Origin of the sequence: Aquabacterium sp. J223 (assembly GCF_024666615.1) — a bacterium.
In the GTDB taxonomy this organism is placed as follows: Bacteria; Pseudomonadota; Gammaproteobacteria; order Burkholderiales; family Burkholderiaceae_C; genus J223.
In genome coordinates this window covers 114233-139786 of sequence record NZ_CP088297.1, presented here as the reverse complement: position 1 = coordinate 139786, position 25554 = coordinate 114233, and the positions used below count along the sequence as shown (strand labels likewise).

The following is a 25554-nucleotide window of genomic DNA, read 5'->3' as shown; positions in this document are numbered from 1 at the left end:
GCCGCCATGCAGGTCCGCGCCGATCAGCTCGCCGGCCACCTCCAGCGCGGCCTGAAGCCGCTGTACGTGGTCCATGGCGACGAGCCGCTGCTGGCGCAGGAGGCCGGCGACGCGGTGCGCGCCGCGGCGCGTGCGGCCGGTCATGCCGAACGCCAGGTGTTCACCGTCAGCGGCGCGCACTTCGACTGGAGCGGCCTGCTCGGCGCCGCGCAGGCGATGAGCCTGTTCGCCGAGCGCCGGCTGATCGAGCTGCGCCTCCCGTCGGGCAAACCGGGCAAGGAGGGGTCGGAGGCGCTGCAGCGCTACTGCGAGCGCCTGCCCGACGACCTGGTGACGCTGGTGATGCTGCCGCGGCTGGACCGCCAGCAGCAGGGCAGCGCCTGGTTCACCGCGCTCGACGCGGCGGGCGTCTCGGTGCGCGTCGATCCGATCGAACGCCGCGCCCTGCCGGCCTGGCTGGCGCAGCGGCTGGCGGCGCAGGGCCAGCGCGTGGCGACGGGCGAGGAGGGCGAACGCACGCTGGCCTTCTTCGCCGACCGGGTGGAGGGCAACCTGCTCGCCGCCCATCAGGAACTGCAGAAGCTGGCGCTGCTGTTTCCCGCCGGCACGCTGACCTTCGAGCAGGTGCAGTCGGCGGTGCTCAACGTCGCCCGCTACAGCGTGGCCCAGTTCGCCGAAGCCGTGCTCGCCGGCCAGGTCGGCCGTGCGCTGCGCATGCTCGACGGCCTGAAGGCCGAGGGCGAGGCGCCGGTGCTGGTGCACTGGACGCTGGCCGAGGACATCCGGGCGCTGCGCCGCGTCCAGGACGCGATGGCGCAGGGCCGGCCGCTGCCGATGGCGCTGCGCGAGCAGCGGGTCTGGGGCGTGAAGGAAAAGCTGTTCGAGCGCCTGCTGCCGGGCATGAGCGACCACGCCGGCGCGCACCTCGTCGCCGCCGCGCAGGTCTGCGACGGGCTGGTCAAGGGCCTGAAGCATCCCGACTGGCCGGCCGACCCCTGGGACGGCCTGCGGCGGCTGGCGCTGATGGTGCTCGAGCACAGCGCCGCCGCCGGCGCCCGCCAGGGCACGACCGGCCTGCGGCTGGCGCTGCCTGCCTGAAACGGCCCACCCCCGCGCTTCGGGCGCCCCCTCAAGGGGCACCACCAGCGGCCCGGCAACGCCGGTTCCGCGGTGGTCCGCTTGAACAAGACCGTGCGATCAGCGTGGCACGGTTCCGCTGCGCCATTCACCGGCGTAGCGCTCCAGCGCCGACGCCAGGCCGGGCATCAGACGGCCGCGGCGGCTGGTGAGCGCGCTGTAGGCCGGCCGCGGTGCGCGCTGGCCCAGGCTGGCGCCCGGCACCGCCTGCACGCCGGCGCGGGAGAAGCCGGCCGCCTCCGCGGCCTGGCAGGCCAGTTCGGCCCAGCTGGCCTCGCCCTCGTTGGCCAGGTGCCAGACGCCCTGCTCGCCGTCCAGCCACAGGTCCAGCGCGGTCGAGACCAGGTCGGGCACGTAGGTGGGCGACACCACCTGGTCGGCCGCCGCCGGCCAGGGCTCGTCGCGCTGCAGCCGCGCCAGGCCCTGGGTGATGAAGTTGTGGCCGTCGCTCGGGCTGAAGAAGGCGGCGGTGCGCACCACCAGCGCCTGCGGCCAACGGGCCAGCACGTCGCGCTCGGCGGCCAGCTTGGCACGGCCGTAGGCGTTCAGCGGCCGGGCGGTGGCGGCCTCGTCGTAAGGGCGATGCGGGCCATCGGCCGCACCGTCGAAGACCAGGTCCGAGGAGAAGGTCATGAGGCCGATGCCGGCCTCCGCGCAGGCCGCGGCCAGCACCGCCGGGCCGAGCGCGTTCTCGCGCCATTGCCGCTCGCCGTCCTGCTCCGCGTCGTCCACCCGCACGTAGCCGGCGGTGTTGATCACCCCCCAGGGCTGCCAGCGCTTGAGCGCGGCGGCCACCGACACCGGGTCGGCGATGTCCATCTCCTGCCGCGTCAGCAGGTGGCAGGGCAGGCCGCGCACGGCGCAGGCCGCGGCGAAGGCCCGGCCCAGCGTGCCGCGGGCGCCGGTGATCAGCAGCGGCGGCCCGGCGATGGGCTGGTGCGCCGGCTCGCCGTGCACCGCGTAGGCCAGCCGCAGCTCGCGCTGCCACCAGCCGGGGCCGTGCAGCGCCGGGTGCAGCAGGCCGTGCGGTGGCGCCGGGGCCGCCTGCAAGCCCTGGCTCACCGACCGGGCCTCGTCCTGCGCCTTGGCCGCCAGGCCCAGCTTGCGGGCCAGCGCGCCGATCGCGGTCAGCCGCGGCTCGGGGCCGCGCACGTCCCACAGCCCGGGTTCGTAGTGGCCCCGCTGCCGGGTCAGCAGGCTGTCCCAGTCGACGCTGCCGAAGGCGGCCCAGCAGGTCACGGCGCGCACGTCGGCGCCGTCGGCGCGCACCGCCAGCGCGGCGTCCCACGCCTGCTGCAGCCAGCGCAGCTGTTCCTCGCGGCTGCAGCCGATGTGCACCTCGGTGATGGCCAGCGGCGCCCCGAGGCGTGCATGCGCCTCGCGCAGCCGGGCGGCGAACCCACCGACGCCGGCGCCGAGCACCCGCACCGCTTCCACGTCGACGTAGCCGGTCTCGGGATCGACCCGTTCCGGCGGGTACAGCGACAGCCGGTCGTCGAGGAAGCGCTCGCTGGTGATGTAGCTGTTGATGCCGACGATGTCGGCCGGGCAGGCCGCTTCCTCGAACCAGCGCAGCTCCGCCTCGGTCGCGCCGTGGCGGAGCAGGTAGTCCCACAGCGCATGGCCGGGCCGCACGCGGCCGAACAGCAGGTCGTAGGCCAGCCAGCGGCGCTCGTTGTAGAAGTCGGCCACCGGCTGCAGCGCGGGCGTGGCGGCGGTGTGGCCGAGGTCGTCGGTCTGCACCAGCTCGGCGGCCGGCTGCACGCGGCGGATGGCCTGCATGGCCAGCACGGTGCCGCGCATCTCGTGCAGCAGCACCCGCACGAAGCTGGCGTCGTCACGCCGGTGCGGATGCCAGTGGCCGTACAGCGCGGCGAAGCGGGCGGTCGTCAGCGGCTCGTTGACCGGCGTGTAGGCCAGGATGTCGGGATAGCGCTCGGCCACGCGCGCGGCGTAGTCGGCCAGCTTCTGCGGGAACGCCGGGTCGAGCAGGTGCGTGTAGTGCGGCCCGGCGCCGTGGTGCACCAGGCCGGCGATCGGCGGCAGGCGCAGCTCGCGCAGCCGCTCGACGCGGCTGTCGGCCCAGGCCCAGTCGAAGCGATCCGGCGCCTCGGGCGCGGTGCGCTCCCACAGCAGCGGGAAGCGCACCCGCCGGGCGCCCAGCGAGGCCATGCGATCGAGGTCGTCGAGGCGGTGGGCGAAGCCGGTGGCCTCGCACTGGTCGAACCAGCCGTCGCCGACCCGGTTGACGGTGCACTCCGGGCCGGCCCACAGCTGCAGGGTGGAGGCGCTGTCGGCGGCCGCGGCGAAGGTGGAGGAGGGTGGTGTCTGTTCTTCCGGGAATCGGTGCATCGGGCCTCTGCGCGGCCGCCGGCGGCGGCCCTCTGCCGCCCACGGCAAGGCCCGTACCGGCGCCGCCCGTCAGAGCCGGTACAGCTGGTTGTTCTCCCAGCGCACGCGGTCGCCGACGCCGAGGCCGTTCAGCTCGCGGAAATCGAAGGTCTGGCTGCGGCCGTCGTCGAACTGCACGTCCACCCGCCACACCTCGCCGCGGCTGCGGTTCTGCTCGATGCGGTGGCCCGCCACGCCCCCGGCCACGGCGCCGACGCCGGTGGCCGCGATCTGGCCGCTGCCGCTGCCGACCTGGCTGCCCAGCACGCCGCCGACCACGGCGCCGAGCACCGCGCCCGCGCCAGGCCCGGTGCGGCCCGTCTCGACCGACTGCACGTTGACGACGCGGCCGTAGCGGACCGCCTCGGCCAGCGCGGGCGACTGGGTCACCGGCGCCACCGGGCGTGCCTGGTCGTAGAGCGGCGTGGAGGTGCAGCCGGCGAACAGGGCCAGGCCGGCGAGCGCCCCGCCGACGGCGGCGAGGCGAGACGGGGTGGTGGTGCGGACATGGGACATCGTGTGACTCCTGTGTTCGGATACACCGATGCTGGCGCCGTCGCCCTTCGGGCGCTGCCGTCGGTTCCCGCGTCGTGGCGTCGGCCTCGGCTGACGGCGGGCCGCAACGGTCACCGACCGCGGCGCAGAATCGGCCATGGCTTCCACGCTGATCCAGACCCGTTCCTTCACCGACGCGCGCGCGGCCCTGGCGCACGCCACGACGATCTACGAGCAGGGCATCGCCCACCTGCGGCACAGCCTGCACGAATTCGTCGCCGGCCGCGACCAGGCGCAGCGGGTGCGCGCCTGCTACCCCTTCGTGCGCCTGCGCACCGACACCGTGGTTCGCCACAGCGACTCGCGGCTGTCCTACGGCTTCGTCGCCGGCCCGGGCGTGTTCGAGACCACGCTGACCCGGCCGGACCTGTTCGCCCGCTACTACCTGGAGCAGTTCGAGCTGCTGCTGAAGAACCACGGCGTGCCGCTGGAGGTGGGCCTGTCCAGCCAGCCGATCCCGGTGCACTTCTCGTTCGCCGAGCACGACCACATCGAGGGCTCGCTGACGCCGCAACGCCGCCAGCTGCTGCGCGACCGCTTCGACCTGCCCGACCTGTCCGCCATGGACGACGGGATCGCCAACGGCACGCACGAGGCCGGCCCCGGGGAGCCGAGGCCGCTGGCGCTGTTCACCGCGCCGCGGGTGGACTACTCGCTGCACCGGCTGCGCCACTACACCGGCACCGCGCCCGAGCACTTCCAGAACTTCGTGCTCTTCACCAACTACCAGTTCTACATCGACGAGTTCGTCAAGCTCGGCCGCTCGCTGATGGCCGCGCCGCAGGACCAGCGCGACTTCCTCGACGGCGACACGCCGCACGACCCGACCAGCGGCGACGACGGCTACGCCGCCTTCATCGAGCCGGGCAACGTGGTCACGCGCCGGGCCGGCCTGGCCCCCGAACCCGGCGACGAGCTGGGCGCCGCGCCGCCGCGGCTGCCGCAGATGCCGGCCTACCACCTGGTGCGGCCGGACCGTTCCGGCATCACCATGGTCAACATCGGCGTCGGGCCCAGCAACGCCAAGACCATCACCGACCACATCGGCGTGCTGCGGCCGCACGCCTGGCTGATGCTCGGCCACTGCGCCGGGCTGCGCAACAGCCAGCAGCTCGGCGACTACGTGCTGGCCCACGGCTACGTGCGCGAGGACCACGTGCTCGACGAGGAGCTGCCGCTGTGGGTGCCGATCCCGCCGCTGGCCGAGGTGCAGCAGGCGCTGGAGACGGCGGTGGCCGACATCACGCAGCTCAAGGGCTACGAGCTCAAGCGCGTGATGCGCACCGGCACGGTGGCGTCCACCGACAACCGCAACTGGGAGCTGCTGCCCAACCGCAACGTGCCGACGACGCCGGACCGGCGCTTCAGCCAGAGCCGCGCGGTGGCGCTGGACATGGAAAGCGCCACCATTGCCGCCAACGGCTTCCGCTTCCGGGTGCCCTACGGCACCTTGCTGTGCGTGAGCGACAAGCCGCTGCACGGCGAGATCAAGCTGCCCGGCATGGCCAACCACTTCTACCGCGAGCGGGTGGACCAGCACCTTCGCATCGGCATGCGGGCGCTCGACCTGCTGCGCCGCCAGCGGCTGGACCAGCTGCACAGCCGCAAGCTGCGCAGTTTCGACGAGGTCGCGTTCCAGTAGCGCAGGCCCACCCGCGGGTTGCGGAAATCGCTTCCGCTGGGCAGAAAAACGCAGTGGCCCGCGCCGCGGGCCAGGTCGACCGCGGCACCCGGTTCACAGGCGCGTCGCGCAGCGGACACCCCCGCTCGGGATCTTCCCTGAACGTTCTGCACCGCGGCACGCGGGCCAGCTTTCCCGGTTGACGGCACGGCCGCGCGGCTCGCAGCATGCGCGTTCCGCCCGCTCAACCGACACGATGGACCTCTTCCTGCAACAGGTGCTCAACGGGCTCACGCTCGGCGGCATCTACAGCCTCGTGGCCCTGGGGCTGACGCTGGTCTACGGCATCCTGCACGTGCCCAACTTCGCCCATGGCGCCTTCTACATGGCGGGTGCCTTCGCGGCCTGGTGGCTGATGTCGAAGGTCGGCCTGCACTACTGGCTGGCCATGCTGGGCTCGGCGCTGTTCGTCGCCGTCATCGCCACCGTGTCGGAGCGGCTGGTGTTCCACCCGCTGCGCAAGGCCTCGGGCCTGCACCCGATGATCGCGGCCATCGGCCTGCTGCTGTTCCTGGAGGCCGGCGCGCAGGCGCTGTTCGGCGCCGACTTCCACCGCATGGAGACGCCCTACACCGGCATCCTCGAGGTCGGCGGCGTCACCGCCCCGGTGCAGCGGCTGATGATCGTGGCCGCCGCCTTCGGCCTGATGGTGGTGCTGCACCTGTTCCTGCACCGCACGGTGATGGGCTCGACCATCATCGCCATGGCGCAGAACCGCGACGGCGCCTCGCTGGTGGGCATCGACGCCAACCGCGTCGCCATGCTCACCTTCGCCATCTCGGGCGTGCTGGCCGGCGTGGCGGCCACGCTGTACGCGCCGATCAACCTGGTCTACCCGGCGATGGGCAACCTGGTGATCACCAAGGCCTTCGTCATCATCATCCTCGGCGGCATGGGCAGCGTGCCGGGTGCCATCGTCGGCGGGCTGATCATCGGCTTCGCCGAGAGCTTCGGCGCCTTCTACATCTCCACCGACTACAAGGACATCATCGCCTTCGTGCTGCTGGTGGTGATCCTGTCGCTGCGGCCGCAGGGCCTGTTCACGCGGGGGATGCGCTGATGGCGGATGCCAAGACCTTCCGCGTGGGCTGGGCGCTGCTGTTCGCCCTTGGCCTGGCCTTCCCCTTCCTTGCCGGCAACGACTACCACCTGACGGTGATGGCCAAGGCGTACATCTTCGCGCTGGCGACGATCGGGCTGAACCTCATCACCGGCTACACCGGCCAGTTCAATCTGGCGCACGCCGGCTTCATGGCCATCGGCGCCTACACGCTGGGCATCCTCACGGTGGACCACGGCGTGCCGTTCTGGATCGCCTTCGCCATCGCCGGCGTGTTCACCGCCCTCGTCGGCTGGCCGCTGGGCCTGGTGTCGCTGCGGCTGAAGGGCCACTACTTCTCCATCTTCACGCTGTGCGTGGGCTACATCCTCTTCCTCGTCATCGAGAAGTGGGAGGGCCTGACCCACGGCACGGTGGGCATCATCGGCATCCCTGCGCCGTCGCCGGTGTTCGGCCTCACCTTCGACTCGCCGATCCGGCTGTACTACCTGGTCTTCTTCTTCCTGGTGATCGGCGTGTGGGCCATGCACCGCATCGTGCACTCGCTGCTGGGCCGCACCTTCATGGCCATCCGCAACGGCGACGAGCTGGCCGAGGCGCTGGGCATCAACCTGATGCGCAACAAGGTGCTGGCCTTCGTGCTGTCGGTGTTCTACGCCGGGCTCGCCGGCGCGCTGTACGCCGGCTTCGTGCGCTTCCTCGGACCCGACATCGCCGGCGCGCACCACACCTTCGACATGACGATGTACATGCTGGTCGGCGGCCTCGGCACGCTGGCCGGGCCGCTGCTGGGCGCGCTGGCGGTGCCCTGGATCGAGCAGACCCTGCAGTTCCTGCAGGACTACCGCTTCATCGTCTTCGGGCCGCTGCTCATCCTGCTGGTGATCTTCCTGCCGCACGGCGTGGTCGGCACCTGGCTGGGCTGGGCGGCGCGCCGGCGTGCGCGCAGCGCCGCCGCCTTCGCGCCGGCGCCGGCCGGCCGCACCGACCGCGCCGCCACCCCGACCACCCCCGCCACCGGAGGCCGCCATGCTTGAGGTCGAACACCTGGGCAAGCGGTTCGGCGGCCTGGCCGCCGTCCACGACGTCAGCACGCGGGTCGAGCCGGGCAAGGTCAACGCCATCATCGGCCCCAACGGCGCCGGCAAGACCACCTTCTTCAACCTGATCGCCGGCGCGATGTCGCCGACGTCCGGCCGCATCCGCTTCAAGGGCCAGGACGTGACGGGCCTGCGCGCCGACCAGATGGCCCGCCTGGGCGTGGCGCGCACCTTCCAGACCACCACGCTGTTCGACCAGGCCACCGTGCTGGACAACCTGATCGTCGGCCACCGGCTGCGCACCCGCTCGGGCCTGGTGGACGTGCTGCTCGGCACGCCGCGGCTGAAGGCCGAAGAGAAGGCCTGCCGCGAGAAGGCGCGGGCCGCGCTCGACTTCGTCGGCTGCGCACGGCTGGAGCATCGGCTGGCGGCCGACATCTCGCAGGAGGAGCGCAAGCGCGTGGCCTTCGCGCTGGCGCTGGCCACCGAGCCGCAGCTGGTGCTGCTGGACGAACCGGCGGGCGGCGTCAACCCGGAGGAGACGCAGGGCCTGGCCACGCTCATCCGCAAGATGGTGGCGCACGGCCTGACGGTCTGCCTCATCGAGCACAAGATGGACATGATCATGAACCTGGCCGACAAGATCCTGGTGCTGCACCACGGCGAGAAGATCGCCGAAGGCACGCCGGCGCAGATCAAGGCCGACCCGGCGGTGATCGAGGCCTACCTGGGCGTGCAGGACGAGGCGCAGCAGGAGGCGGCGCATGCTGCAGCTTGAGAACCTCACGCTGCACTACGGCGCCTACCGGGCGCTGCACGGCGTCAGCCTGCACGCGGCCGAGGGCGAACTGGTGGTGCTGCTGGGCGCCAACGGGGCCGGCAAGAGCTCGCTCTTCCTCACCACCAGCGGCCTGCACAAGCCCTCGGGCGGCAGCATCAAGTTCCGCGGCCAGGAGCTGACGGGGCGGCGGCCCAGCGACGTCGTCGCCGCCGGCCTGGTGCAGTGCCCCGAGGGCCGCAAGCTGTTCCCGCAGATGTCGGTGCTGAAGAACCTGATGCTCGGCGCCTACGTGCACCGCAGCGACGGGGCCGGCAACGCCGAGCGGCTGCGCGAGGTGATGGACCTGTTCCCCATCCTGAAGCAGAAGCAGGACGACGCGGCGGGCTCGCTGTCCGGCGGCCAGCAGCAGATGGTGGCCATCGGCCGGGCGCTGATGGGCCGTCCGAAGTGCCTGCTGCTCGACGAGCCGTCGCTGGGCCTGGCGCCGCTGGTGGTTCGCCAGGTGCTGGAGGTGGTGCAGCGCATCAACCAGGCCGGCACCACCGTGCTGCTGGCCGAGCAGAACGCCTACGCCGCGCTGAAGATCGCCCACCGGGCCTACGTGCTCGAGGGCGGCCGCATCGCCATGGAAGGCGACCCCGACAGCCTGATGAACAACGAAGACGTGCGCCGCGCCTACATCGGCGCGTGACGTTCCATTTCCCACTGAAGGAGACGAGACGATGACATCGACGATGCGCAGGACCCTCATCGCCGGCGCGCTGGCCACGGCCGGCCTGCTGGCCGGCGGCCCCGCCCTGGCCCAGCAGGTGGTGAAGATCGGTTATTCCGGCCCGCTGTCCGGCGGTGCCGCGCTGTACGGCAAGAACGTGCTCGACGGCATGCAGATGGCGGTGGGCGAGCTCAACGCCCAGGGCATGACGATCAACGGCCAGAAGGTGCGCTTCGAGGTCGTGGCGCTGGACGACAAGTACAACCCGAGCGAGTCGGCGGTCAACGCCCAGCGGCTGGTGCAGGAGCACAAGACGCCGGCCATCCTGGTGCCGCATTCGGGCGGCAGCTTCGCCATCCAGACCACCAACGAGCAGCAGAAGCTGCTGCTGCTGTCCTACACCAGCGTGCCGCAGGTCACCGCGCGCGGCAACGCGCTGACGCTGCGCATCCCGCCCGAGTTCACGTCGTACATCCAGCCCTTCGTCAACCACGCGATGGGCAAGTACGGCAAGAACGTCGCCATCGCCAGCGCCGACCACGACTACGCCAAGGCCTGGATCGCGGCCTTCAAGCCGGCCTGGGAAGCCTCCGGCGGCAAGGTGGTGGCCGAGAACCCGATGTCCTACAACCGCTCCACCGACTTCTATTCGGGCGTGAGCAAGGTGCTGGCGTCCAAGCCGGACGTGATGTTCGTCGGCGGCGCGTCGGAGCCCACCGGCCTGGTCATCAAGCAGGCGCGCGAGCTGGGCTTCAAGGGTGGCTTCGTCATCATCGACCAGGCCAAGATGGACGAGATCGCCAAGGTGATCGGCGGCTACGCGCCGCTGGAGGGCTCCATCGGCGTGCTGCCGGTGGTCGACGACGGCGAGCCGAAGATGCGCGACTTCGTGCAGCGGTTCCGCAAGGTCTATCCGGGCCGCGACCCGAGCTCGGAGGTGTCGCTGAACTACACGACCGTGCACGCCACCGCGCTGGCCATGAAGCTGGCCAACACCACCACCGACGCGGCCGCCATCCGCGCCAAGCTGGACCAGGCCTTCAAGGAACTGCCGCCGGCCTGGAACCCGCACACCATGGTGGGCGTCGACTCGCGCGGCGGCACGCTGGCCAGCGTCCGCGTGGCGGTGGTCGACGGCGGCAAGGTCAAGGAGACGTCGCTGCGCAGCCTGGCGGCCAAGGCGCCCTGAGCCACCGCTGAAAACAAGAAGCCGGCAGCGCCCTCGGGCCTGCCGGCTTTTTGCTGGGCGCCGTCAGCTCTTCGCCGCCAGCCCCAGCCGCTCGATCAGCACCTTGTCCTTGGCGAAGGTGTCGATGGCCCACTGCCGGTAGGCGTCGCCGGGGCGGTACCAGGCGTCCTGGTTGAGCTGCTCCAGCACCTTGGCGTGCTCGGGGTCGTCCATCGCCTTCTTGAAGGCGTCGTGCAGCGTGCGCACCACGGCCGGGTCCATGCCCTTGGGGCCGACCAGGCCGTAGGGCGACTGCGACACCACGCCGAACCCCAGCTCCTTGGCGGTGGGCACGTTGGGCCAGCGCTTGGTGCGCTGCTCGCCGAAGGTGACCAGCAGCCGCATCTGGCCGGCGTCGACGAACTTGTCCCAGCCGGTGGCGTCGCTGGCGGCCATCACGTGGCCGCCGAGCAGCGCCTGCATCTGGTCGGCGTTGCCCTTGTACGGCACGTGGTTCAGCTCGACCTTGGCGTTCATCGCCAGCTCCTCGACCAGCAGGTGCGGGCTGGTGCCGATGCCGGTGGAACCGTAGTCGATCTTGCCCGGCTGCCGGCGGGCCGCCTCGATGTAGTCGTTGAAGGTCTTGAAGGGCGCATCGGCGCGCACCACGAAGCCGAAGGTGTAGCCCGACACGCCCATGATGAACGTGAAGTCGTTGATCGGGTGCCAGGCCGTCTTCTGCATGTGCGGGATGCGCAGCATGCCCATCGGGAACTGGCTGATGGTGTGGCCGTCGGGCCGCGCGGTCATGGCCATCTGGCCGGGGCCGAGCGTGCCGCCAGCGCCCGGCTGGTTCTGCACCACGATCTGCTGGCCCAGGTGCTTGGCGGCCAGTTCGGCCAGCGCGCGGTGGTGGCGGTCGGTGGAGCCGCCGGCCGGCCAGGGCACGATGAGCGTGATGGGCCGGCTGGGGAAGGCCTGCGCGCGCGCCAGGCCGCTGGCACCCAGCGCGGCCGCGGCGGCGCTGCCCAGCAGCAGCCCGCGGCGGCGGGTGCCGGCGCGGTGGGGGGTCGTCGAATGGTCCATCTCGTCTCCTGTTGAAAGGGGTCGGCCGTCAGCCCGCGGGCGCGGCCGCTTCCTGCTGCTGCAGCTCGCGCCACTGCACCTTGCCCGAGCCGGACTTGGGCAGCGAGTCGACGAACCGCACGATGCGCGGGCACTTGTAGGCCGCCATGCGACCGTGGGCCCACTCGATGAGTTCCTGCTCGGCCAGCGCATGGCCGGCGCGCAGCACCACCAGCGCCTTGACCGTCTCGCCGCGCTTGGCGTCCTGCGCCGCGATGACGCAGGCCTCCTGGATGGCGGGGTGGGCGTAGAGCATGGCCTCCACCTCCGCCGGCCAGACCTTGTAGCCCGACGCGTTGATCATCCGCTTGAGGCGGTCGACCATGAAGAAGTAGCCGTCCTCGTCGATGCGGGCCAGGTCGCCGGTGCGCAGGAAGCGCCGGCCGTCGAGTTCCACGAAGGCCTCGGCGGTGGCCTGCTCCGCGCGCCAGTAGCCCTGCATCACCTGCGGCGCGTGGACCACGATCTCGCCCACCGCGTCGGGGTCGCCGGGCGGCAGCGGCTGCAGCGTGGCGGGGTCGACCAGCCGCGCGTCGACGTCGAACACCGGGATGCCCAGGCACTGCCGCTTGGGCCGGTGCGTCGGGTTGATGTGGGTGGCGGCCAGCGTCTCGCTCATGCCGTAGCCCTCGACGTACTCGAGCCCGGTCAGCGCCTTCAGCTGCGCGGCCACCGCCTCGGGCATCGCGGCGCCGCCGCCGCGCACGCCCTGCAGGCTGGACAGGTCGAGGTCCGCCGCGCCCGGCTGCGCCAGGAAGTCCACCACCATCGTCGAGATGGCCTGCCAGACGGTGACGCGGTGGCGTTCGATGCAGCGCGCCGCCACCTCGCGGTCCCAGCGCGACAGCACCACCATCGTGGCGCCCAGGTACACCGGGCCGAGCAGGCTGCCCGACAGCCCGGTGACGTGGAAGAAGGGCAGCACCGACAGGTACACCGCGTCCTGGTTGCGGCCGAACCAGACGACGCCGCCCACCAGCGTGCTCATCACGCTGCGGTGGGTGTGCATGCAGCCCTTGGGCTTGCCGGTGGTGCCCGAGGTGTAGGGCATGATGGCCAGGTCGTCCGGCCCGGCGCTGTGCGGTGCCGGCTCGCAGCCGCTGTGCAGCGCCTCGTGCCAGTGCAGCACACCGGGCGTGTCGAAGCGGCGTCGCGGCGCGCGCACGATGTCGGGCAGCCGCAGGTCGGTGGGCGCCGCGTCCAGCGCGTCGGCATAACAGGCCACCACCAGGTGCCGCAGGCCGTCGTCGCCCAGAACGGGCAGCAGCTCGTCGGCCAGGTCCTGGCCGCAGACGGCGACGCGGGCGCCGGTGTCCTCGACCAGGTGGCGCAGCTCCTCGCGCCGGTTCATCGGGTTGACCGGCACCACGACGGCGTCGGCGCGCAGGATGGCGAAGCAGGCGACGATCCACTGCGGGCTGTTCTGCAGGTCGAGCAGCACCCGGTCGCCGCGCGTCACGCCGCAGCGCTGCTGCAGGTGGCCGGCCAGCGCCTGCACCTGGGCCCAGGCCTGGCCGTAGGTCAGCGCGCTGCCGTAGAACAGCGTCATCGGCTTGTCCGGGTAGCGGCGGGCCGACACCTCCAGGTTGTAGACCAGCGAGGTCGCCGGCAGGGTCAGGTGCCGACCCAGCCCCGGCGGCCAATGGTCGAAGTGCGCGGTGCTCATCAGGCCGCCAGGCTCTTCGCCAGCGCCCACGCCCGCTCCGCCAGCGGCCGCGCGCGACGGCCGGCGTCGGCGGCCTGGGCGCTGGAGGCGTTGCCCTGCTGCGCCCGCTTGGCCACGCCCTGCAGGATGGCCATCAGGCGGAAGGCATTGAAGACCAGGTAGTACTCCCATTCGTCGCGGCTGGGGCGGCGGTCGCCGCCGCGGCCGCTGCGTTCCATGTAGCGGCGCACGTACTCGGCCTCGTCGGGAATGCCCAGCGCCGCCAGGTCGACCCCGGCCAGGCCACGGGTGGCGCCGCTGTCCATGCGCCAGGTCATGCAGTGGTAGGCGAAGTCGACCAGCGGGTGGCCGAGGGTGGACAGCTCCCAGTCCAGCACGGCGACGATGCGCGGCTCGGCGGGATGGAAGACGACGTTGTCCAGCCGGTAGTCGCCATGCACGATGCGGGTCTCGTCGCCCGGCGGCAGGTGGCGCGGCAGCCAGTCGATGAGGGCGTCGGCGGCCTCGATCGGCTCGGTCTCGGCGGCCTTGTACTGCTTGCTCCAGCGGGCGATCTGCCGTTCCAGGTACTGCCCGCTGCGGCCGTAGTCGCCCAGGCCCACGGCCTGCGGGTCGACGCCGTGCAGCGCGGCGATGACGCGGTTCAGTTCGTCGTAGACGCGGCCGCGCTCGGCCACCGACAGCCCGGGCAGCGACGGGTCCCACAGCACCCGGCCGTCGACGCAGTCCATGACGTAGAACAGCGTGCCCATCACGTCGCGGTCCTCGCACAGCGCGTGCACCGGCGGGACGGGCACGTCGGTGCCGGCCAGCGCGCGCATGACGCGGAACTCCCGGTCCACCGCATGGGCCGACGGCAGCAGCGGCCCCGGCGGCTGCCGGCGCAGCACGAAGCGGCGGCCGTCGCCGGCGACCAGCAGGAAGGTCGGGTTGCTCTGCCCGCCCTTGAACTGCTGCACCTGCAGCGGGCCGCGGAAGCCCTCGACGTGGTCCTGCAGCCAGGCCGTCAGGCGCGCGCTGTCGAAGGCATGGGCCGGGTCCACCGGCCGGGTGCCGACGAAGGATTGCGGATCGGTGGTCATGGGTGCCCCCCGGTCGCGCACATCAGCGCGACAGCAGCGATTCGAGCCGCTGCGTGAGCTCGATCAGCCGCGGTCGCACCTCGCCGAGCAGGAAGTCCTTGGACAGGTTGAAGGCCGGCCCGCCGCAGTTGATGGCCATCGGGGGCCGGCCGCCCCCGGGATGGAAGGGCCGGGCGATGGCGTTGACGTCGTGCTGCCACTCGCCGAAGGAGGTGGTCACGCCGAGCGTCCGGTAGTCCTCCGTGGCGCGGGCCAGGGACCGGGCGGCGTCCGCGCTGCGGCTGGCGTCGAGCTCGTGGACGCGGTCCAGCACCTGCTGGCGCTCGCGCTCGCTCACCGCCACCAGGTAGGCGCGGCCCATCGCCGTCATCGCGAGCGGGATGCGCGAGCCGATGTCCAGGCTCAGCGTCAGCGCCGCGCTGCTGCGGCAGTTCTCGACGTAGATCATCGACAGCCGGTCGCGGGTGCCCAGCGAAACCATCGCGCGGGAGAAGTCGGCCAGCTCCTGCATCAGCGGCCGGGCCAGCGGCCGCACGTCCATGCGGGCCAGCATGGTGCTGCCCAGCGCCAGCGTCGCATTGCCCAGCCGGTACTTGCCGCCGTCCTCCTGCTGCACCAGGTAGCCCAGCCGGGTGAGCGTGGCGGTGAGCCGCGAGACGGTGGACTTGGGCAGCCGGCAGCGCTCGGCGATGTCCTGGTTGCCGAGGGCGCGGTCACCCGAGCGGAAGCAGGCCAGCACCTCCAGGCCGCGGGCGAGCGCGGTCACGAAATGCCGGTCCTCCTTCGGTCGGGGTGGGCTGGCGCGCAGCGCACGCGGCGCGGCAGTGCTGGTCTTGGTGCGCAGGGCTTCCATCGGTGTTCGGCGTTCGATCGCAGGGAGCCCGGCCGTGTCGCCGCCGCTCGTTCTGTGTGCGGAACTGTGTTCCGCCGTGCAGGCATCCCGCATTGGGGCAGACCCGAAAGTGACGACGGAAATTCAAGGCTGTTCTGCAATGCGGACGAGGCGGAGACACCTGGGCGACAAAGCAACGCGCATGCCCCTGCACCTCGGTGTTTTGCCGTGCTTGTGGGATGGATCAGCCGACTCATAGAGTGTGCTCACACATTTCAGTTCGGGATGTGATTCTGCATAGCAGAAGACACGACACACGGAGACAACGATGAACGGAATCAAGACCGGCGCCTGGCTGCTGCCGCTGGGCAGCCTGCTGCTCGCGGCCTGCGGCGGCGGCGACGACGACCCTGGCGTCATGCTGCGCACCCTGTCCACCCGCGCCGACCTGGTGAGCGGCGGCGACGCCCTGGTCGAGGTGGTGGTGCCCGCGGGCATCGGCGGCAACGTGCGGGTGACGCTCAACGGCGCCGACGCCAGCAGCGCCTTCGCCCGCCGCGCCGACGGCCGCATCACCGGCGTGGTCGGTGGCCTGAACGCCGGGGCCAACACGCTGGTCGCGTCCCTCGATGGCGCCGGCTCGGCGCAGCTGACGCTGACCAACACCCCGCGCCAGGGCCCGCTCATCTCCGGCGCGCAGGTCAAGCCCTTCTACTGCGCCACCCCGACGCCGCAGGTGGCCAGCGGCACCACCCCGGCCACCAACGCCAGCGGCCTGGCCGGCACGCCGGACGCCGACTGCAACATCGCCAGCGAGACGCGGCTGTACTACCGCACCACGGCGGCCGCGCAGAGCGCGGCGAACCCCACCGGCTGCACGCTGGGCCTGCCCGACCCGGTGTGGTCGGCGGGCGCCAACGCGGCCACGGTGCCGGCACAGCCGGCGACGCCGGCCAACGGCTGCTTCAAGCCGTACACCGCGGGCAGCACGCCGTCCGACATGGCCACCACCACCACCGAGGCCGGCACCACGGTGCCCTACATCGTGCGGGTGGAGCGCGGCACCCTGAACCGCGGCATCTACGACATCGTGGTGCTGTTCGACCCGACCCGGCCCTGGACCGCGACGGCGCCGCAGGCGCAGTGGAACGGCAAGGTCTACTACAACTTCGGCTCCAGCACCGGGCAGCCGCGCCGCCAGGCGCGGCCGCAGCTGGCCTGGCCCAGCGCCGACGAACAGCTCCGGCGCGGCCACATGGTGGTGGCCAACAGCATGACCGACTCGGCCCGGAACTCGAACCGGGTGATGATGAGCGAGACGGTGATGATGATGAAGGAGCACATCGGCGACACCTACGGGCCGATCAGGTTCACGATGGGCACCGGCTGCTCCGGCGGTTCGATCAACTCGAACATGAACGCCTCGATCAACCCGGGCCTGCTCGACGGCGTGGTGACCAGCTGCACCTACCCCGACTCCGAGACCACGACGCTGGAGGTCGGCGACTGCGTGCTGCTGGTCGAGGCCTACCAGAAGCCGGCGATCACCAACCTGTGGGCCGGCCTGGGCCTGACCCAGGCGCAGATCAACGCACGCAAGGCCGCCATCAACGGCCACCCCGACCAGAGCGCCTGCCACGCCTGGTACAACGCCTTCGGCAGCAACGGCCGCGCGGGGGTCTACAACCAGCGCCTGGTGAGCAACAACACCACCGGCGCCATCACCCAGTCGCCGACCGCGACCAACAACTGCGAGCTGCCCAACAGCGCGGTCTACGACCCGGCCAACGCCGCCGCCACCGCCACGCTGCCGCGCTGCAACGCCTGGTCGTGGGCGGCGCCGATCTGGGGCACGGTGACGGTCAACGGCGTGGCCATGGGCCGCGACACCCGCGACAACGTCGGCGTGCAGTACGGCCTGAAGGCGCTGCGCGACGGCGCCATCACCGCCGAGGAGTTCGTGGCGCTGAACGAGGCCGTCGGCGGCATCGACCGCGACTCCACCCCGCGGGCGGCGCGCACCACCGCCGACCGCGAGGCGCTGGACATCGCCTACCGCGCCGGCATCGTGGCCAGCGGCAAGAACCTGGCGAAGACGGCCATCATCGACCTGCGCGGCTGGGACGATTCCAACGTCACCGTGCCGCCGGGCCAGACCCCTGGCACCATCCCGATCCACCACCAGTGGTTCAGCTGGGCCATCCGCGATCGCATCACCGCGGGCGCGGGCGACGCCGGCAACCAGGCGCTGTGGCGCTTCGCCCGCACCGGCCTGGCCGCGCCGGGCACGCTCGGCACGGACGCGTTCCTGGCGATGGACAACTGGCTGACCGGCCTCAAGGCCGACACCGCAGCCGGCACGCTGGAGCAGAAGGTGCGGCGCACGCGGCCCACCTCCGGCACCTTCGACACGCGGGACTTCTGCCTGCTGCCGCAGGAGGTGGCGCAGACCACGCGGGTCTTCGACGCGGCGGTGTGCGACGCCGACCCGTTCCTCAAGCCGTCGCTGTCGCCGCGCCAGGTCGCCGGCGGCCCGCGGGCGGAGGACGTGCTGAAGTGCCAGTTGAAGCCGCTGCTGCGCACCGACTACGCGGCCAGCACCTTCACCGACCCGCAGTGGACGCGGCTGCAGGCGGTGTTCCCCGACGGCGTGTGCGACTGGAGCAGGCCCGGCGTGGGCCAGCAGGACGCCGTCGGTCCGCTGACCTTCAGCGCCGGCCCCGGCGGCCAGCCGCTGCCGGCGGCGCCGGTGTCGGTGGCCCGCTGAGCGCGGCCTGCGCGGGGTGGGCGCCGGCAGGCGCCCCACAACGGAAACGGCCCCCGCGGGGGCCGTTTCCCATGGTCCGTTCAGCAGGACGTCAGACGTCGACCCCCGCCGCGTGCGCCTGCTGGTCGGCGTGGTAGCTCGACCGCACCATGGCGCCCACGGCCGCATGGCTGAAACCCATGGCCCTCGCCTCGCGCTCGAACATGGCGAAGGTGTCCGGATGGACGTAGCGGCGCACCGGCAGGTGGTGGCCGCTGGGCGCCAGGTACTGGCCGAGGGTCAGCATGTCGATGCCGTGCGCGCGCATGTCGCGCATGACCTGCAGGATCTCCTCGTCGGTCTCGCCCAGGCCGAGCATCAGGCCGCTCTTGGTCGGCACGCCGGGCGCGAAGTCCTTGAAGCGCTTCAGCAGGTTGAGGCTGAACTGGTAGTCCGACCCGGGCCGTGCCTCCTTGTACAGCCGCGGCACGGTTTCCAGGTTGTGGTTCATCACGTCCGGCGGCGCGGCCTTGAGGATGTCCAGCGCCCGGTCCATGCGGCCGCGGAAGTCGGGCGTGAGGATCTCGATGCGGGTCTCGGGGCTGAGCTCGCGGGTGGTGCGGATGCACTCGACGAAGTGCGCCGCGCCGCCGTCGCGCAGGTCGTCGCGGTCGACGCTGGTGATGACCACGTACTTCAGCTTCAGCGCCGCGATGGTCTTGGCCAGGTTGAGCGGCTCGTCGGCGTCCAGCGGGTCGGGCCGGCCGTGGCCGACGTCGCAGAACGGGCAGCGCCGGGTGCACTTGTCGCCCATGATCATGAACGTCGCCGTGCCCTTGCCGAAGCACTCGCCGATGTTCGGGCAGCTTGCCTCCTCGCAGACGGTGTGCAGCTTGTGCTCGCGCAGGATCTGCTTGATCTCGTAGAAGCGCGTGCTGGCCGAGCCGGCCTTGACGCGGATCCAGTCCGGCTTCTTCAGCACCTCCGCCGGCACCACCTTGATCGGGATGCGCGCCGTCTTCGCCTGCGCCTTCTGCTTGGCGCTGGCGTCGTAGCTCGGGGCGGGCTCGGCGGTCCGGGTGGTGGTGTCGGTGGACATCGGCGTGGGACCCGTGGCGGGCCGCGTCAGGGGGGCGAGGGGGTGCCGCCCGGTGGCGGTTCGAACTGAGCCGCCAGGCGCCGGCCCAGCCGGGCCGCCACGGTCGCCCAGTCCGTGGAAACCCCGAGTCTACCGAGGTCGACCGCGGGCAGCCCGGCGTACCCACAAGGGTTGATGCGCGAGAAGGGCGACAGGTCCATGGCCACGTTCAGCGCCACCCCGTGGTACGTGCAGTGGCGGCTGACCTTGATGCCCAGCGCCGCGATCTTGCCCAGGCCGTCGAACTGCCCCGGGCCCGGCGGGCGCGGCGGCAGCACCGCATGGCCGAAGGGATCGTCCAGCCGCACGTAGATGCCCGGCGCACCGGCCACCCGGTGGCCGGTGACGCCGAATTCGGCCAGCGTCTTCAGCACCGCCTGCTCCAGCCGGAAGACGTGCTCCTTGACGAAGATGCCCTGCCGCCGCAGGTCGACCAGCGGGTAGGCCACCACCTGCCCCGGCCCGTGGTAGGTCACCTGCCCGCCGCGGTTGGTCGGCACCACCGGGATGTCGCCGGCGTCCAGCACGTGCTCGGCCTTGCCGGCCAGGCCCTGGGTGAAGGTGGGCGGGTGCTCGCACAGCCACAGCTCGTCGGGCGTGTCGGGGCCGCGGGCGTCGGTGAAGGCGCGCATGGCGGCCACGGTGTCCCCGTGGTCGCAGCGGCCGAGGGTCTTGACGATCACGGGAACGGAGGTGGTGGCGTGGGCCGCCGACGTCAAGCCGGCGCGCCGTCAACGAAGCACTGCAGCTCGCCGGGCTGCAGCGCGGTCCAGCATTCGTCGTCGGTCAGCGGCTCGGTGGCCACCACCACCACCCGGTCCTGTGGCGTGGTGACGCGGGCGAAGTCGATGCTCAGGTCCTCGTCCTTCAGCCGCGCGGCGCGGAAGGGGTGGCAGCGCTGCAGCCAGTGCAGCGAGGTGCTCGCATGCGCCCACAGCGCCCGGCCGTCCGACAGCAGCAGGTTGAAGCTGCCGTGCGCGGCGGCCTGCGGCAGCAGCTCCGCCAGCGTGGCGGTCAGCTCCGTGGTGGGCGGCACGCTGGCGTGCGCCTTCGACAGTTCCTGCAGCAGCCAGCAGAAGGCGTGTTCGCTGTCGGTCTCGCCCACCGGCCGGAAGGCGCCGTGCAGCCGGGGCCGGAAGCCCTTCAGGTCGCCGTTGTGCGCCATCACCCAGTGCCGGCCCCACAGCTCGCGCAGGAAGGGGTGCGTGTTGCGCAGCGCCACCGAGCCCTGCGTCGCCTTGCGGATGTGGGCGATGACGTTGAGGCTGCCGATCGGATAGCGCTTCAGGAAATCGGCCACCGGCGACTGTCGGGCGCTGGCGTGGTCGGTGAACAGCCGCACGCCGGCGTCCTCGAAGAAGGCCGCGCCGAAGCCGTCCTTGTGCTCCACCGCGCGGGTGGCCAGGCCGGTGAACGAGAACACGATGTCGGTCGGCGTGTTGGCGTTCATGCCGAGGAGCTGGCACATGGGCGGACGGGGCGGCAGGGGGGAGGGGCGGGCGAGACGCCCGGCGAGTCTACGGGCAGGCGCCGGACCCGGGCGGACCCCCGGCCGGCGACCAAGATCCACCCGCCGACCGGCAGGGTCCGGGGTTTGCCCTGAGCGGCCATCCCCTTCTGGCAACCTCACGTCCATGCAACGCCTCTACACCGGTCTTCGCACCGCCTGGAAGGCCCACAAGCGCCCCACCGCGCCGCGGGCCTACCGCTGCCGCTGCGGCCGGCCGGTCTTCTTCCGCAACAGCGAGTGCCTCAACTGCCACACGCCGCTGGGCTACGAGCCGGACCGCGGCACCGTGCTGCCGCTGGAGCCGGCCGAGGCGCCCGACACCTGGCGCGTGCACCATGAAGCGGCAGCCGACGATGCCGCCCGCTACCGCCGCTGCGGCAATTTCCTCTCGGCGGCCGGCTGTAACTGGCTGATCCCGCTGGCCCAGCCGGCGGAGGCGACGCCCGGGCTGTGCCCGGCCTGCCGGCTCAACCGCACCATCCCCGACCTGTCGGTGCCGGACAACCAGGAGCTGTGGCGGCGCATCGAGGGCGCCAAGCGGCGCATGGTCTCGCAGCTCATCGCGCTGAAGCTGCCCGTCGCCTCCAAGGTCGGCGAGGACCCCGAGCGCGGGCTCTGCTACGACTTCCTGGCCCCGACGCAGGAGCAGCCGCAGGTGCTCACCGGCCACGACCACGGGGTGATGGTGATCAACATCCAGGAGGCCGACGACCCGACGCGCGAGCGCATCCGCAAGGAGATGGGCGAGCCGTACCGCACGCTGCTCGGCCACTTCCGCCACGAGGTCGGCCACTACTACTGGGACCGGCTGATCGACGGCACCGACTGGCTGGCGCCGTACCGGCAGCTCTTCGGCGACGAGCGCGAGGACTATGGCGAGGCGCTCAAGCGGCACTACGACAACGGCCCGCCCGCCGACTGGCCGCAGCGTTTCGTCAGCGCCTACGCCAGCACCCATCCCTGGGAGGACTGGGCCGAGACCTGGTCGCACTACCTGCACATGGTGGACACGCTCGACACCGCGCTCAGCTTCGGCATCGACGCCGACGACGTGGAGATCGAGGCCGAGCCCTACAGCCGCGACGACCTGTGGAACCCCGACGACCCGCAGGCGGACCTGTTCCTCGACTTCGTCAACGCCTGGGTCGAGCTGACCGCCGTCTTCACCGAGATGTCGCGGGCGATGGGGCAGCCCGACTTCTACCCCTTCGTGCTGCCGCGCCCGGCCATCGCCAAGCTGCACTTCATCCACAGCGTGATCAAGGCGACGGCCGCCGCGCCGGCCGCCGCGCCGCCGACGCCGGTGCCCGACGAGACCGCCGCCGCTACTCCGTGAACAGCTTCAGCAGCCCCCGGGCGGTGACGAGCTGGCCGGGGTTGCTGGTCTCGTTGAGCACGCCGGCCATGCGGCGCAGCAGCCGCTCGCTCTTGCGCGCCCGCCAGATCAGCAGGTCGGCCAGCCAGGGATGGGCGTTGACCTTGTTGCCCTTCTCGTAGAGGTCGAACTTCGGCTTCAACGCCTTCAGCCGTGCCTCGTAGGCGCTGCGCACCGCCGCCTCGTCGCTGGCCTGGCGCCGGCCATCCACCAGCGCCTCGGCGGCCAGCAGGCCGGTCTCCAGCGCCTTGCCGATGCCCTCGCCGGTGAAGGAGTAGGTGCTGCCCACCGCTTCGCCGGTGGCGATCAGTCCGGGCCGGCTGTAGCGCGCCCCTTCGAGCGAGCAGCGCAGCGGCGCGCCCTTCAGCTCGCCGACCACGGTGCCGCCGTCCATCAGCTCGCGCGCCGGGGGGTAGACCGCGGTGAAGGCGGCGAACAGGTCGCGCAGGTTGGTGTCCTGCATGCTCGCCTTGCCGTCGACGATGTCGTGGCTGGACAGCATGCCGGCACCGATGTTGAACACGCCGTCGCCGCAGGGAAAGATCCAGCCGTAGCCGCCCTTGAGCTTGCGGTGCCAGACGACGTCGAGCTCGGTGATGCGGCCGGTCATGGCGTCGTTCTTGACGTAGCCGCGCAGCGCCACGCCGCTGGGCGTGCGACGCTCGCACAGGCCGGCGGCCATCATCGCCTGCGGCACCGCGCCGGTGGCCAGCACCACCCAGCCGGCCTGCACCTCGCGCGGGCCGTCGGCCGTCTTCAGGCGGGCGCCGATCACCCGGCCGGCCGCGTCCTCCAGCGGCGCCTCGAAGCGCGCCGGCGCGAAGAACCGGGCGCCGGCGTCCACAGCGGCGCGGCAGACGATGGCATCGAGCTCGCGCCGCGGCAGCACCGCCAGCGTGCCCGGCACGTCGATGCCGCGGCCGCTCGGGCCGATGCAGCGCACATGGCGCACCGGCTGCGCCCTGGCCATCACCTCGTCGAGCACGCCCAGGCGCGCCAGCGCCGCATGGGCGTCGGGGATCAGGCCGTCGCCGCAGGTCTTGTCGCGCGGGAAGGTCTGTGCATCGACCAGCAGCACGTCGACGCCGTGCCGCGCCAGCCACTGGGCGCAGGCGCTGCCCGCAGGGCCCGCGCCGACGACGAGGACCTCGCAGCGGTCGGGAAGTGAAGGCAGCGGATTCATGGCGATGGCAAGGTGAGACAACGAAGGATTCTAGAAACGACGAAGGCGCCCGAAGGCGCCTTGCACGGAACGACGACGGCTCAGCCGATCGCCTTCACCTTCAGCCGCCACGCATGCAGCAGCGGCTCGGTGTAGCCGCTGGGCTGCTCCTTGCCCTTGAAGACCAGGTCCAGCGCGGCGCGGTAGGCGAAGGAAGTGTCGCGGTTGCCGGCCATCGGCCGGTACAGCGGGTCGCCGGCGTTCTGCTGGTCCACCACCGCGGCCATGCGCTCGAAGGTGTCGCGCACCTGCGCCTCGGTCACCACGCCGTGGTGCAGCCAGTTGGCGATGTGCTGGCTGCTGATGCGCAGCGTGGCGCGGTCCTCCATCAGGCCGACGTTGTGGATGTCGGGCACCTTCGAGCAGCCCACGCCCTGGTCGATCCAGCGCACCACGTAGCCCAGGATGCCCTGCACGTTGTTGTCCAGCTCCTGCTGGCGCGCGTCGGCCGGCCAGTCGGCCCGGGGCGCCACCGGCACCTGCAGCAGGCCGGCCAGCAGCTCGTCGCGCACGTCGTCGAAGTTCGTCTTGGCCAGGTCCTTCTGCACGCCGAAGACGTCGACCTGGTGGTAGTGCAGCGCGTGCAGCGTGGCGGCGGTGGGGCTGGGCACCCAGGCGGTGTTGGCGCCGGCCTTGGGGTGGCCGATCTTCTGCTCCAGCATGGCGTGCATCAGGTCGGGCATGGCCCACATGCCCTTGCCGATCTGCGCCCGGCCGGACAGGCCCATGCTCAGGCCGACCAGCACGTTGTTCTTCTCGTAGGCCTGGATCCACGGCGTGGCCTTCATGTCGCCCTTGCGCAGCATCGGGCCGGCGAGCATGGCGGTGTGCATCTCGTCGCCGGTGCGGTCGAGGAAGCCGGTGTTGATGAAGGCCACCCGGTCCGCCGCCGCGGCGATGCAGGCCTTGAGGTTGACGCTGGTGCGGCGCTCCTCGTCCATGATGCCCAGCTTGACCGTGGCCTTGGGCAGCCCCAGCAGCTGCTCGACGCGGGCGAACAGCTCGGCGGCGAAGGCCACCTCGGCCGGCCCGTGCATCTTCGGCTTGACGATGTAGACGCTGCCGGTGCGCGAGTTGCGGATGCCGTTCTCGGTGAGCCCCTTGAGGTCGTGCACCGCGATGGCGGTGGTGACGACGGCGTCCATGATCCCTTCCGGGATCTCCTGGCCGTTCCCCCACAGGATGGCCGGGTTGGTCATCAGGTGGCCGACGTTGCGCACGAACAGCAGCGAGCGGCCGTGCAGCCGGACCTCGCCCTGGCCCGAAGGCGCGGTGTAGCGGCGGTCGGGGTTGAGCGTGCGGGTGAAGCGCTTGCCGCCCTTGCTCACCTCTTCGGTGAGCGTGCCCTTGAGCAGCCCCAGCCAGTTGCGGTAGCCGAGCAGCTTGTCCTCGGCATCGACCGCGGCCACCGAGTCCTCGAGGTCGAGGATGGTCGACAGCGCCGACTCCAGCACCAGGTCGGACACGCCGGCCGGGTCGTCGGCGCCGATGGTGGTGGTGCGGTCGATGCGCAGGTCCAGGTGCAGGCCGTGGTGCCTGAACAGCACCGACGACGGCGCGGCGGCATCGCCCTGGTAGCCGGCGAAGGCGGCGGCGTCCTTCAGGGCGGTGGTGGCGCCGCCCTTCAGCGCGACCACCAGCCTTCCGCCTTCGACGCGGTAGCCGGTGGCGTCGGCGTGCGAGCCGCTTTGCAGCGGCGCCGCCTGGTCGAGCACCTGGCGGGCGTAGGCGATGACCTTGGCGCCGCGCGCCGGGTTGTAGCCGCCGGCGCGTTCGCCCAGCTCGGTCTCGGGGATGGCGTCGGTGCCGTACAGCGCGTCGTACAGCGAGCCCCAGCGGGCGTTGGCGGCGTTCAGCGCGTAGCGGGCGTTGAGGATCGGCACCACCAGCTGCGGGCCGGCCTGCCGGGCGAGCTCGTCGTCCACGTTCGAGGTGGTGGCCTGCGCACCGGCCGGCGACGGCTGCAGGTAGCCGATGCGCTCCAGGAACCCGCGGTAGGCCGCCATGTCGGCGATCGGGCCGGGGTTCGCACGGTGCCAGCCGTCCAGCTCGGCCTGCAGGCGGTCGCGCTCGGCCAGCAGGGCGGCGTTCTTCGGCGCCAGGTCGTGCACGATGGCGTCGAAGCCGGCCCAGAAGCCGTCCCGGTCGACGCCGAGGCCGGGCAGCACCTCGTCGTCGATGAAGCGCGCCAGCGGGCTGGCGACGTGCAGGCGGTGCAGGGTGGTGCGGTTCGTCATGGGGCGGCTTCCATCGGTGGCGATCGGGCGTCGGGCGGCCGAGGGCATGCAAGTCCCCGGCCCATGCAAGGGTGACTGTATTGCGAACCTGAGCCG

General features: G+C 71.9%; 20 protein-coding genes. 9 read left to right on the top strand and 11 right to left on the bottom strand.

Annotation, left to right across the window (positions count from 1 at the left end):
• Positions 1-6: 6 nt before the first annotated feature.
• Entirely contained in the window at positions 7-1098 is a 1092-nt protein-coding gene (holA, locus tag LRS07_RS00595) for a DNA polymerase III subunit delta (protein WP_260500115.1), read from the top strand.
• 99 nt (positions 1099-1197) lie between these two features.
• On the opposite strand, the gene LRS07_RS00590 is transcribed toward holA, so the two are convergent.
• Positions 1198-3489 carry a sugar nucleotide-binding protein gene (locus tag LRS07_RS00590; protein WP_260500114.1) on the bottom strand — a complete coding sequence of 764 codons (2292 nt, stop codon included), beginning with the start codon at positions 3487-3489 and terminating at the stop codon, positions 1198-1200.
• 69 nt (positions 3490-3558) lie between these two features.
• The gene (locus LRS07_RS00585) at positions 3559-4044 is read right to left on the bottom strand and encodes an outer membrane lipoprotein (RefSeq protein ID WP_260500113.1); all 486 of its coding nucleotides are present in this window, start codon (positions 4042-4044) and stop codon (positions 3559-3561) included.
• Between the two features lie 136 nt (positions 4045-4180).
• Between LRS07_RS00585 and LRS07_RS00580 the strand changes: the two genes are divergently transcribed.
• The 6 genes from LRS07_RS00580 to LRS07_RS00555 all read left to right on the top strand — a co-directional run bounded on the left by LRS07_RS00580 (position 4181) and on the right by LRS07_RS00555 (position 10546).
• The gene (locus LRS07_RS00580; protein ID WP_260500112.1) at positions 4181-5725 is read left to right on the top strand and encodes an AMP nucleosidase; all 1545 of its coding nucleotides are present in this window, start codon (positions 4181-4183) and stop codon (positions 5723-5725) included.
• Between the two features lie 235 nt (positions 5726-5960).
• Positions 5961-6824 (top strand): branched-chain amino acid ABC transporter permease, encoded by an 864-nt coding sequence (locus LRS07_RS00575; RefSeq protein ID WP_260500111.1) that lies wholly within the window; start codon positions 5961-5963, stop codon positions 6822-6824.
• Positions 6824-7861 carry a branched-chain amino acid ABC transporter permease gene (locus LRS07_RS00570; RefSeq protein WP_260500110.1) on the top strand — a complete coding sequence of 346 codons (1038 nt, stop codon included), beginning with the start codon at positions 6824-6826 and terminating at the stop codon, positions 7859-7861. Before LRS07_RS00575 ends, LRS07_RS00570 begins: the two co-directional genes overlap by 1 nt.
• A complete protein-coding gene (locus LRS07_RS00565; RefSeq protein ID WP_260500109.1) occupies positions 7854-8642 on the top strand; it encodes an ABC transporter ATP-binding protein in 789 nt (262 codons plus the stop codon). Before LRS07_RS00570 ends, LRS07_RS00565 begins: the two co-directional genes overlap by 8 nt.
• Complete coding sequence (locus tag LRS07_RS00560; protein WP_260500108.1) at positions 8629-9336, top strand: ABC transporter ATP-binding protein; 708 nt, start codon at positions 8629-8631, stop codon at positions 9334-9336. The genes LRS07_RS00565 and LRS07_RS00560 overlap by 14 nt, the downstream gene beginning before the upstream one ends.
• Before the next feature lie 31 nt (positions 9337-9367).
• Entirely contained in the window at positions 9368-10546 is a 1179-nt protein-coding gene (locus LRS07_RS00555) for an ABC transporter substrate-binding protein (protein WP_260500107.1), read from the top strand.
• Positions 10547-10609: 63 nt separating this feature from the next.
• Here the strand turns inward: LRS07_RS00555 and LRS07_RS00550 are convergent, their stop codons facing one another.
• Genes LRS07_RS00550 through LRS07_RS00535 form a run of 4 tightly spaced genes read right to left on the bottom strand, consistent with a single transcriptional unit; the run spans position 10610 to position 15251 of the window.
• The gene (locus tag LRS07_RS00550; protein WP_260500106.1) at positions 10610-11611 is read right to left on the bottom strand and encodes a tripartite tricarboxylate transporter substrate binding protein; all 1002 of its coding nucleotides are present in this window, start codon (positions 11609-11611) and stop codon (positions 10610-10612) included.
• A 28-nt stretch (positions 11612-11639) separates the two neighbouring features.
• Positions 11640-13316: a long-chain fatty acid--CoA ligase gene (locus LRS07_RS00545; protein ID WP_260500105.1), complete on the bottom strand. Its 1677-nt coding sequence runs from the start codon at positions 13314-13316 to the stop codon at positions 11640-11642.
• Positions 13316-14398: a phosphotransferase gene (locus tag LRS07_RS00540; protein WP_260500104.1), complete on the bottom strand. Its 1083-nt coding sequence runs from the start codon at positions 14396-14398 to the stop codon at positions 13316-13318. Before LRS07_RS00540 ends, LRS07_RS00545 begins: the two co-directional genes overlap by 1 nt.
• A gap of 22 nt (positions 14399-14420) precedes the next feature.
• Positions 14421-15251: an IclR family transcriptional regulator gene (locus tag LRS07_RS00535; RefSeq protein WP_260500103.1), complete on the bottom strand. Its 831-nt coding sequence runs from the start codon at positions 15249-15251 to the stop codon at positions 14421-14423.
• A 307-nt stretch (positions 15252-15558) separates the two neighbouring features.
• Here LRS07_RS00535 and LRS07_RS00530 point away from each other — a divergent pair, with 307 nt between their 5' ends.
• Positions 15559-17997: a DUF6351 family protein gene (locus LRS07_RS00530; protein ID WP_260500102.1), complete on the top strand. Its 2439-nt coding sequence runs from the start codon at positions 15559-15561 to the stop codon at positions 17995-17997.
• A 91-nt stretch (positions 17998-18088) separates the two neighbouring features.
• Here LRS07_RS00530 and lipA read toward each other — a convergent pair whose 3' ends face one another.
• From lipA to LRS07_RS00515, 3 genes are read right to left on the bottom strand one after another with little or no spacing between them, the layout of a single operon-like run.
• Positions 18089-19075, bottom strand: a complete 987-nt coding sequence (gene lipA, locus LRS07_RS00525) for a lipoyl synthase (RefSeq protein WP_260500101.1) — start codon at positions 19073-19075, stop codon at positions 18089-18091.
• A gap of 26 nt (positions 19076-19101) precedes the next feature.
• The gene (gene lipB, locus LRS07_RS00520; RefSeq protein ID WP_260500100.1) at positions 19102-19797 is read right to left on the bottom strand and encodes a lipoyl(octanoyl) transferase LipB; all 696 of its coding nucleotides are present in this window, start codon (positions 19795-19797) and stop codon (positions 19102-19104) included.
• Between the two features lie 32 nt (positions 19798-19829).
• Positions 19830-20582, bottom strand: coding sequence for a class II glutamine amidotransferase (locus tag LRS07_RS00515; protein ID WP_260500099.1), 753 nt, complete (start codon positions 20580-20582; stop codon positions 19830-19832).
• 166 nt (positions 20583-20748) lie between these two features.
• Between LRS07_RS00515 and LRS07_RS00510 the strand changes: the two genes are divergently transcribed.
• Positions 20749-21960: a zinc-binding metallopeptidase family protein gene (locus LRS07_RS00510; RefSeq protein ID WP_260500098.1), complete on the top strand. Its 1212-nt coding sequence runs from the start codon at positions 20749-20751 to the stop codon at positions 21958-21960.
• On the opposite strand, the gene LRS07_RS00505 is transcribed toward LRS07_RS00510, so the two are convergent.
• The gene (locus tag LRS07_RS00505; protein WP_260500097.1) at positions 21950-23182 is read right to left on the bottom strand and encodes an NAD(P)/FAD-dependent oxidoreductase; all 1233 of its coding nucleotides are present in this window, start codon (positions 23180-23182) and stop codon (positions 21950-21952) included. The genes LRS07_RS00510 and LRS07_RS00505 overlap by 11 nt on opposite strands.
• Positions 23183-23262: 80 nt before the next feature.
• Positions 23263-25458, bottom strand: a complete 2196-nt coding sequence (locus tag LRS07_RS00500; protein ID WP_260500096.1) for a malate synthase G — start codon at positions 25456-25458, stop codon at positions 23263-23265.
• Between the last annotated feature and the right edge of the window lie 96 nt (positions 25459-25554).

Excerpts from the sequence above, each read along its gene's own strand:
- holA (WP_260500115.1), top strand. The coding sequence starts at position 7 with ATGCAGGTCCGCGCCGATCAGCTCGCCGGCCACCTCCAGCGCGGCCTG.
- LRS07_RS00590 (WP_260500114.1), bottom strand. The coding sequence starts at position 3,489 with ATGCACCGATTCCCGGAAGAACAGACACCACCCTCCTCCACCTTCGCC.
- LRS07_RS00585 (WP_260500113.1), bottom strand. The coding sequence starts at position 4,044 with ATGTCCCATGTCCGCACCACCACCCCGTCTCGCCTCGCCGCCGTCGGC.
- LRS07_RS00580 (WP_260500112.1), top strand. The coding sequence starts at position 4,181 with ATGGCTTCCACGCTGATCCAGACCCGTTCCTTCACCGACGCGCGCGCG.
- LRS07_RS00575 (WP_260500111.1), top strand. The coding sequence starts at position 5,961 with ATGGACCTCTTCCTGCAACAGGTGCTCAACGGGCTCACGCTCGGCGGC.
- LRS07_RS00570 (WP_260500110.1), top strand. The coding sequence starts at position 6,824 with ATGGCGGATGCCAAGACCTTCCGCGTGGGCTGGGCGCTGCTGTTCGCC.
- LRS07_RS00565 (WP_260500109.1), top strand. The coding sequence starts at position 7,854 with ATGCTTGAGGTCGAACACCTGGGCAAGCGGTTCGGCGGCCTGGCCGCC.
- LRS07_RS00560 (WP_260500108.1), top strand. The coding sequence starts at position 8,629 with ATGCTGCAGCTTGAGAACCTCACGCTGCACTACGGCGCCTACCGGGCG.
- LRS07_RS00555 (WP_260500107.1), top strand. The coding sequence starts at position 9,368 with ATGACATCGACGATGCGCAGGACCCTCATCGCCGGCGCGCTGGCCACG.
- LRS07_RS00550 (WP_260500106.1), bottom strand. The coding sequence starts at position 11,611 with ATGGACCATTCGACGACCCCCCACCGCGCCGGCACCCGCCGCCGCGGG.
- LRS07_RS00545 (WP_260500105.1), bottom strand. The coding sequence starts at position 13,316 with ATGAGCACCGCGCACTTCGACCATTGGCCGCCGGGGCTGGGTCGGCAC.
- LRS07_RS00540 (WP_260500104.1), bottom strand. The coding sequence starts at position 14,398 with ATGACCACCGATCCGCAATCCTTCGTCGGCACCCGGCCGGTGGACCCG.
- LRS07_RS00535 (WP_260500103.1), bottom strand. The coding sequence starts at position 15,251 with ATGGAAGCCCTGCGCACCAAGACCAGCACTGCCGCGCCGCGTGCGCTG.
- LRS07_RS00530 (WP_260500102.1), top strand. The coding sequence starts at position 15,559 with ATGAACGGAATCAAGACCGGCGCCTGGCTGCTGCCGCTGGGCAGCCTG.
- lipA (WP_260500101.1), bottom strand. The coding sequence starts at position 19,075 with ATGTCCACCGACACCACCACCCGGACCGCCGAGCCCGCCCCGAGCTAC.
- LRS07_RS00515 (WP_260500099.1), bottom strand. The coding sequence starts at position 20,582 with ATGTGCCAGCTCCTCGGCATGAACGCCAACACGCCGACCGACATCGTG.
- LRS07_RS00510 (WP_260500098.1), top strand. The coding sequence starts at position 20,749 with ATGCAACGCCTCTACACCGGTCTTCGCACCGCCTGGAAGGCCCACAAG.
- LRS07_RS00505 (WP_260500097.1), bottom strand. The coding sequence starts at position 23,182 with ATGAATCCGCTGCCTTCACTTCCCGACCGCTGCGAGGTCCTCGTCGTC.
- LRS07_RS00500 (WP_260500096.1), bottom strand. The coding sequence starts at position 25,458 with ATGACGAACCGCACCACCCTGCACCGCCTGCACGTCGCCAGCCCGCTG.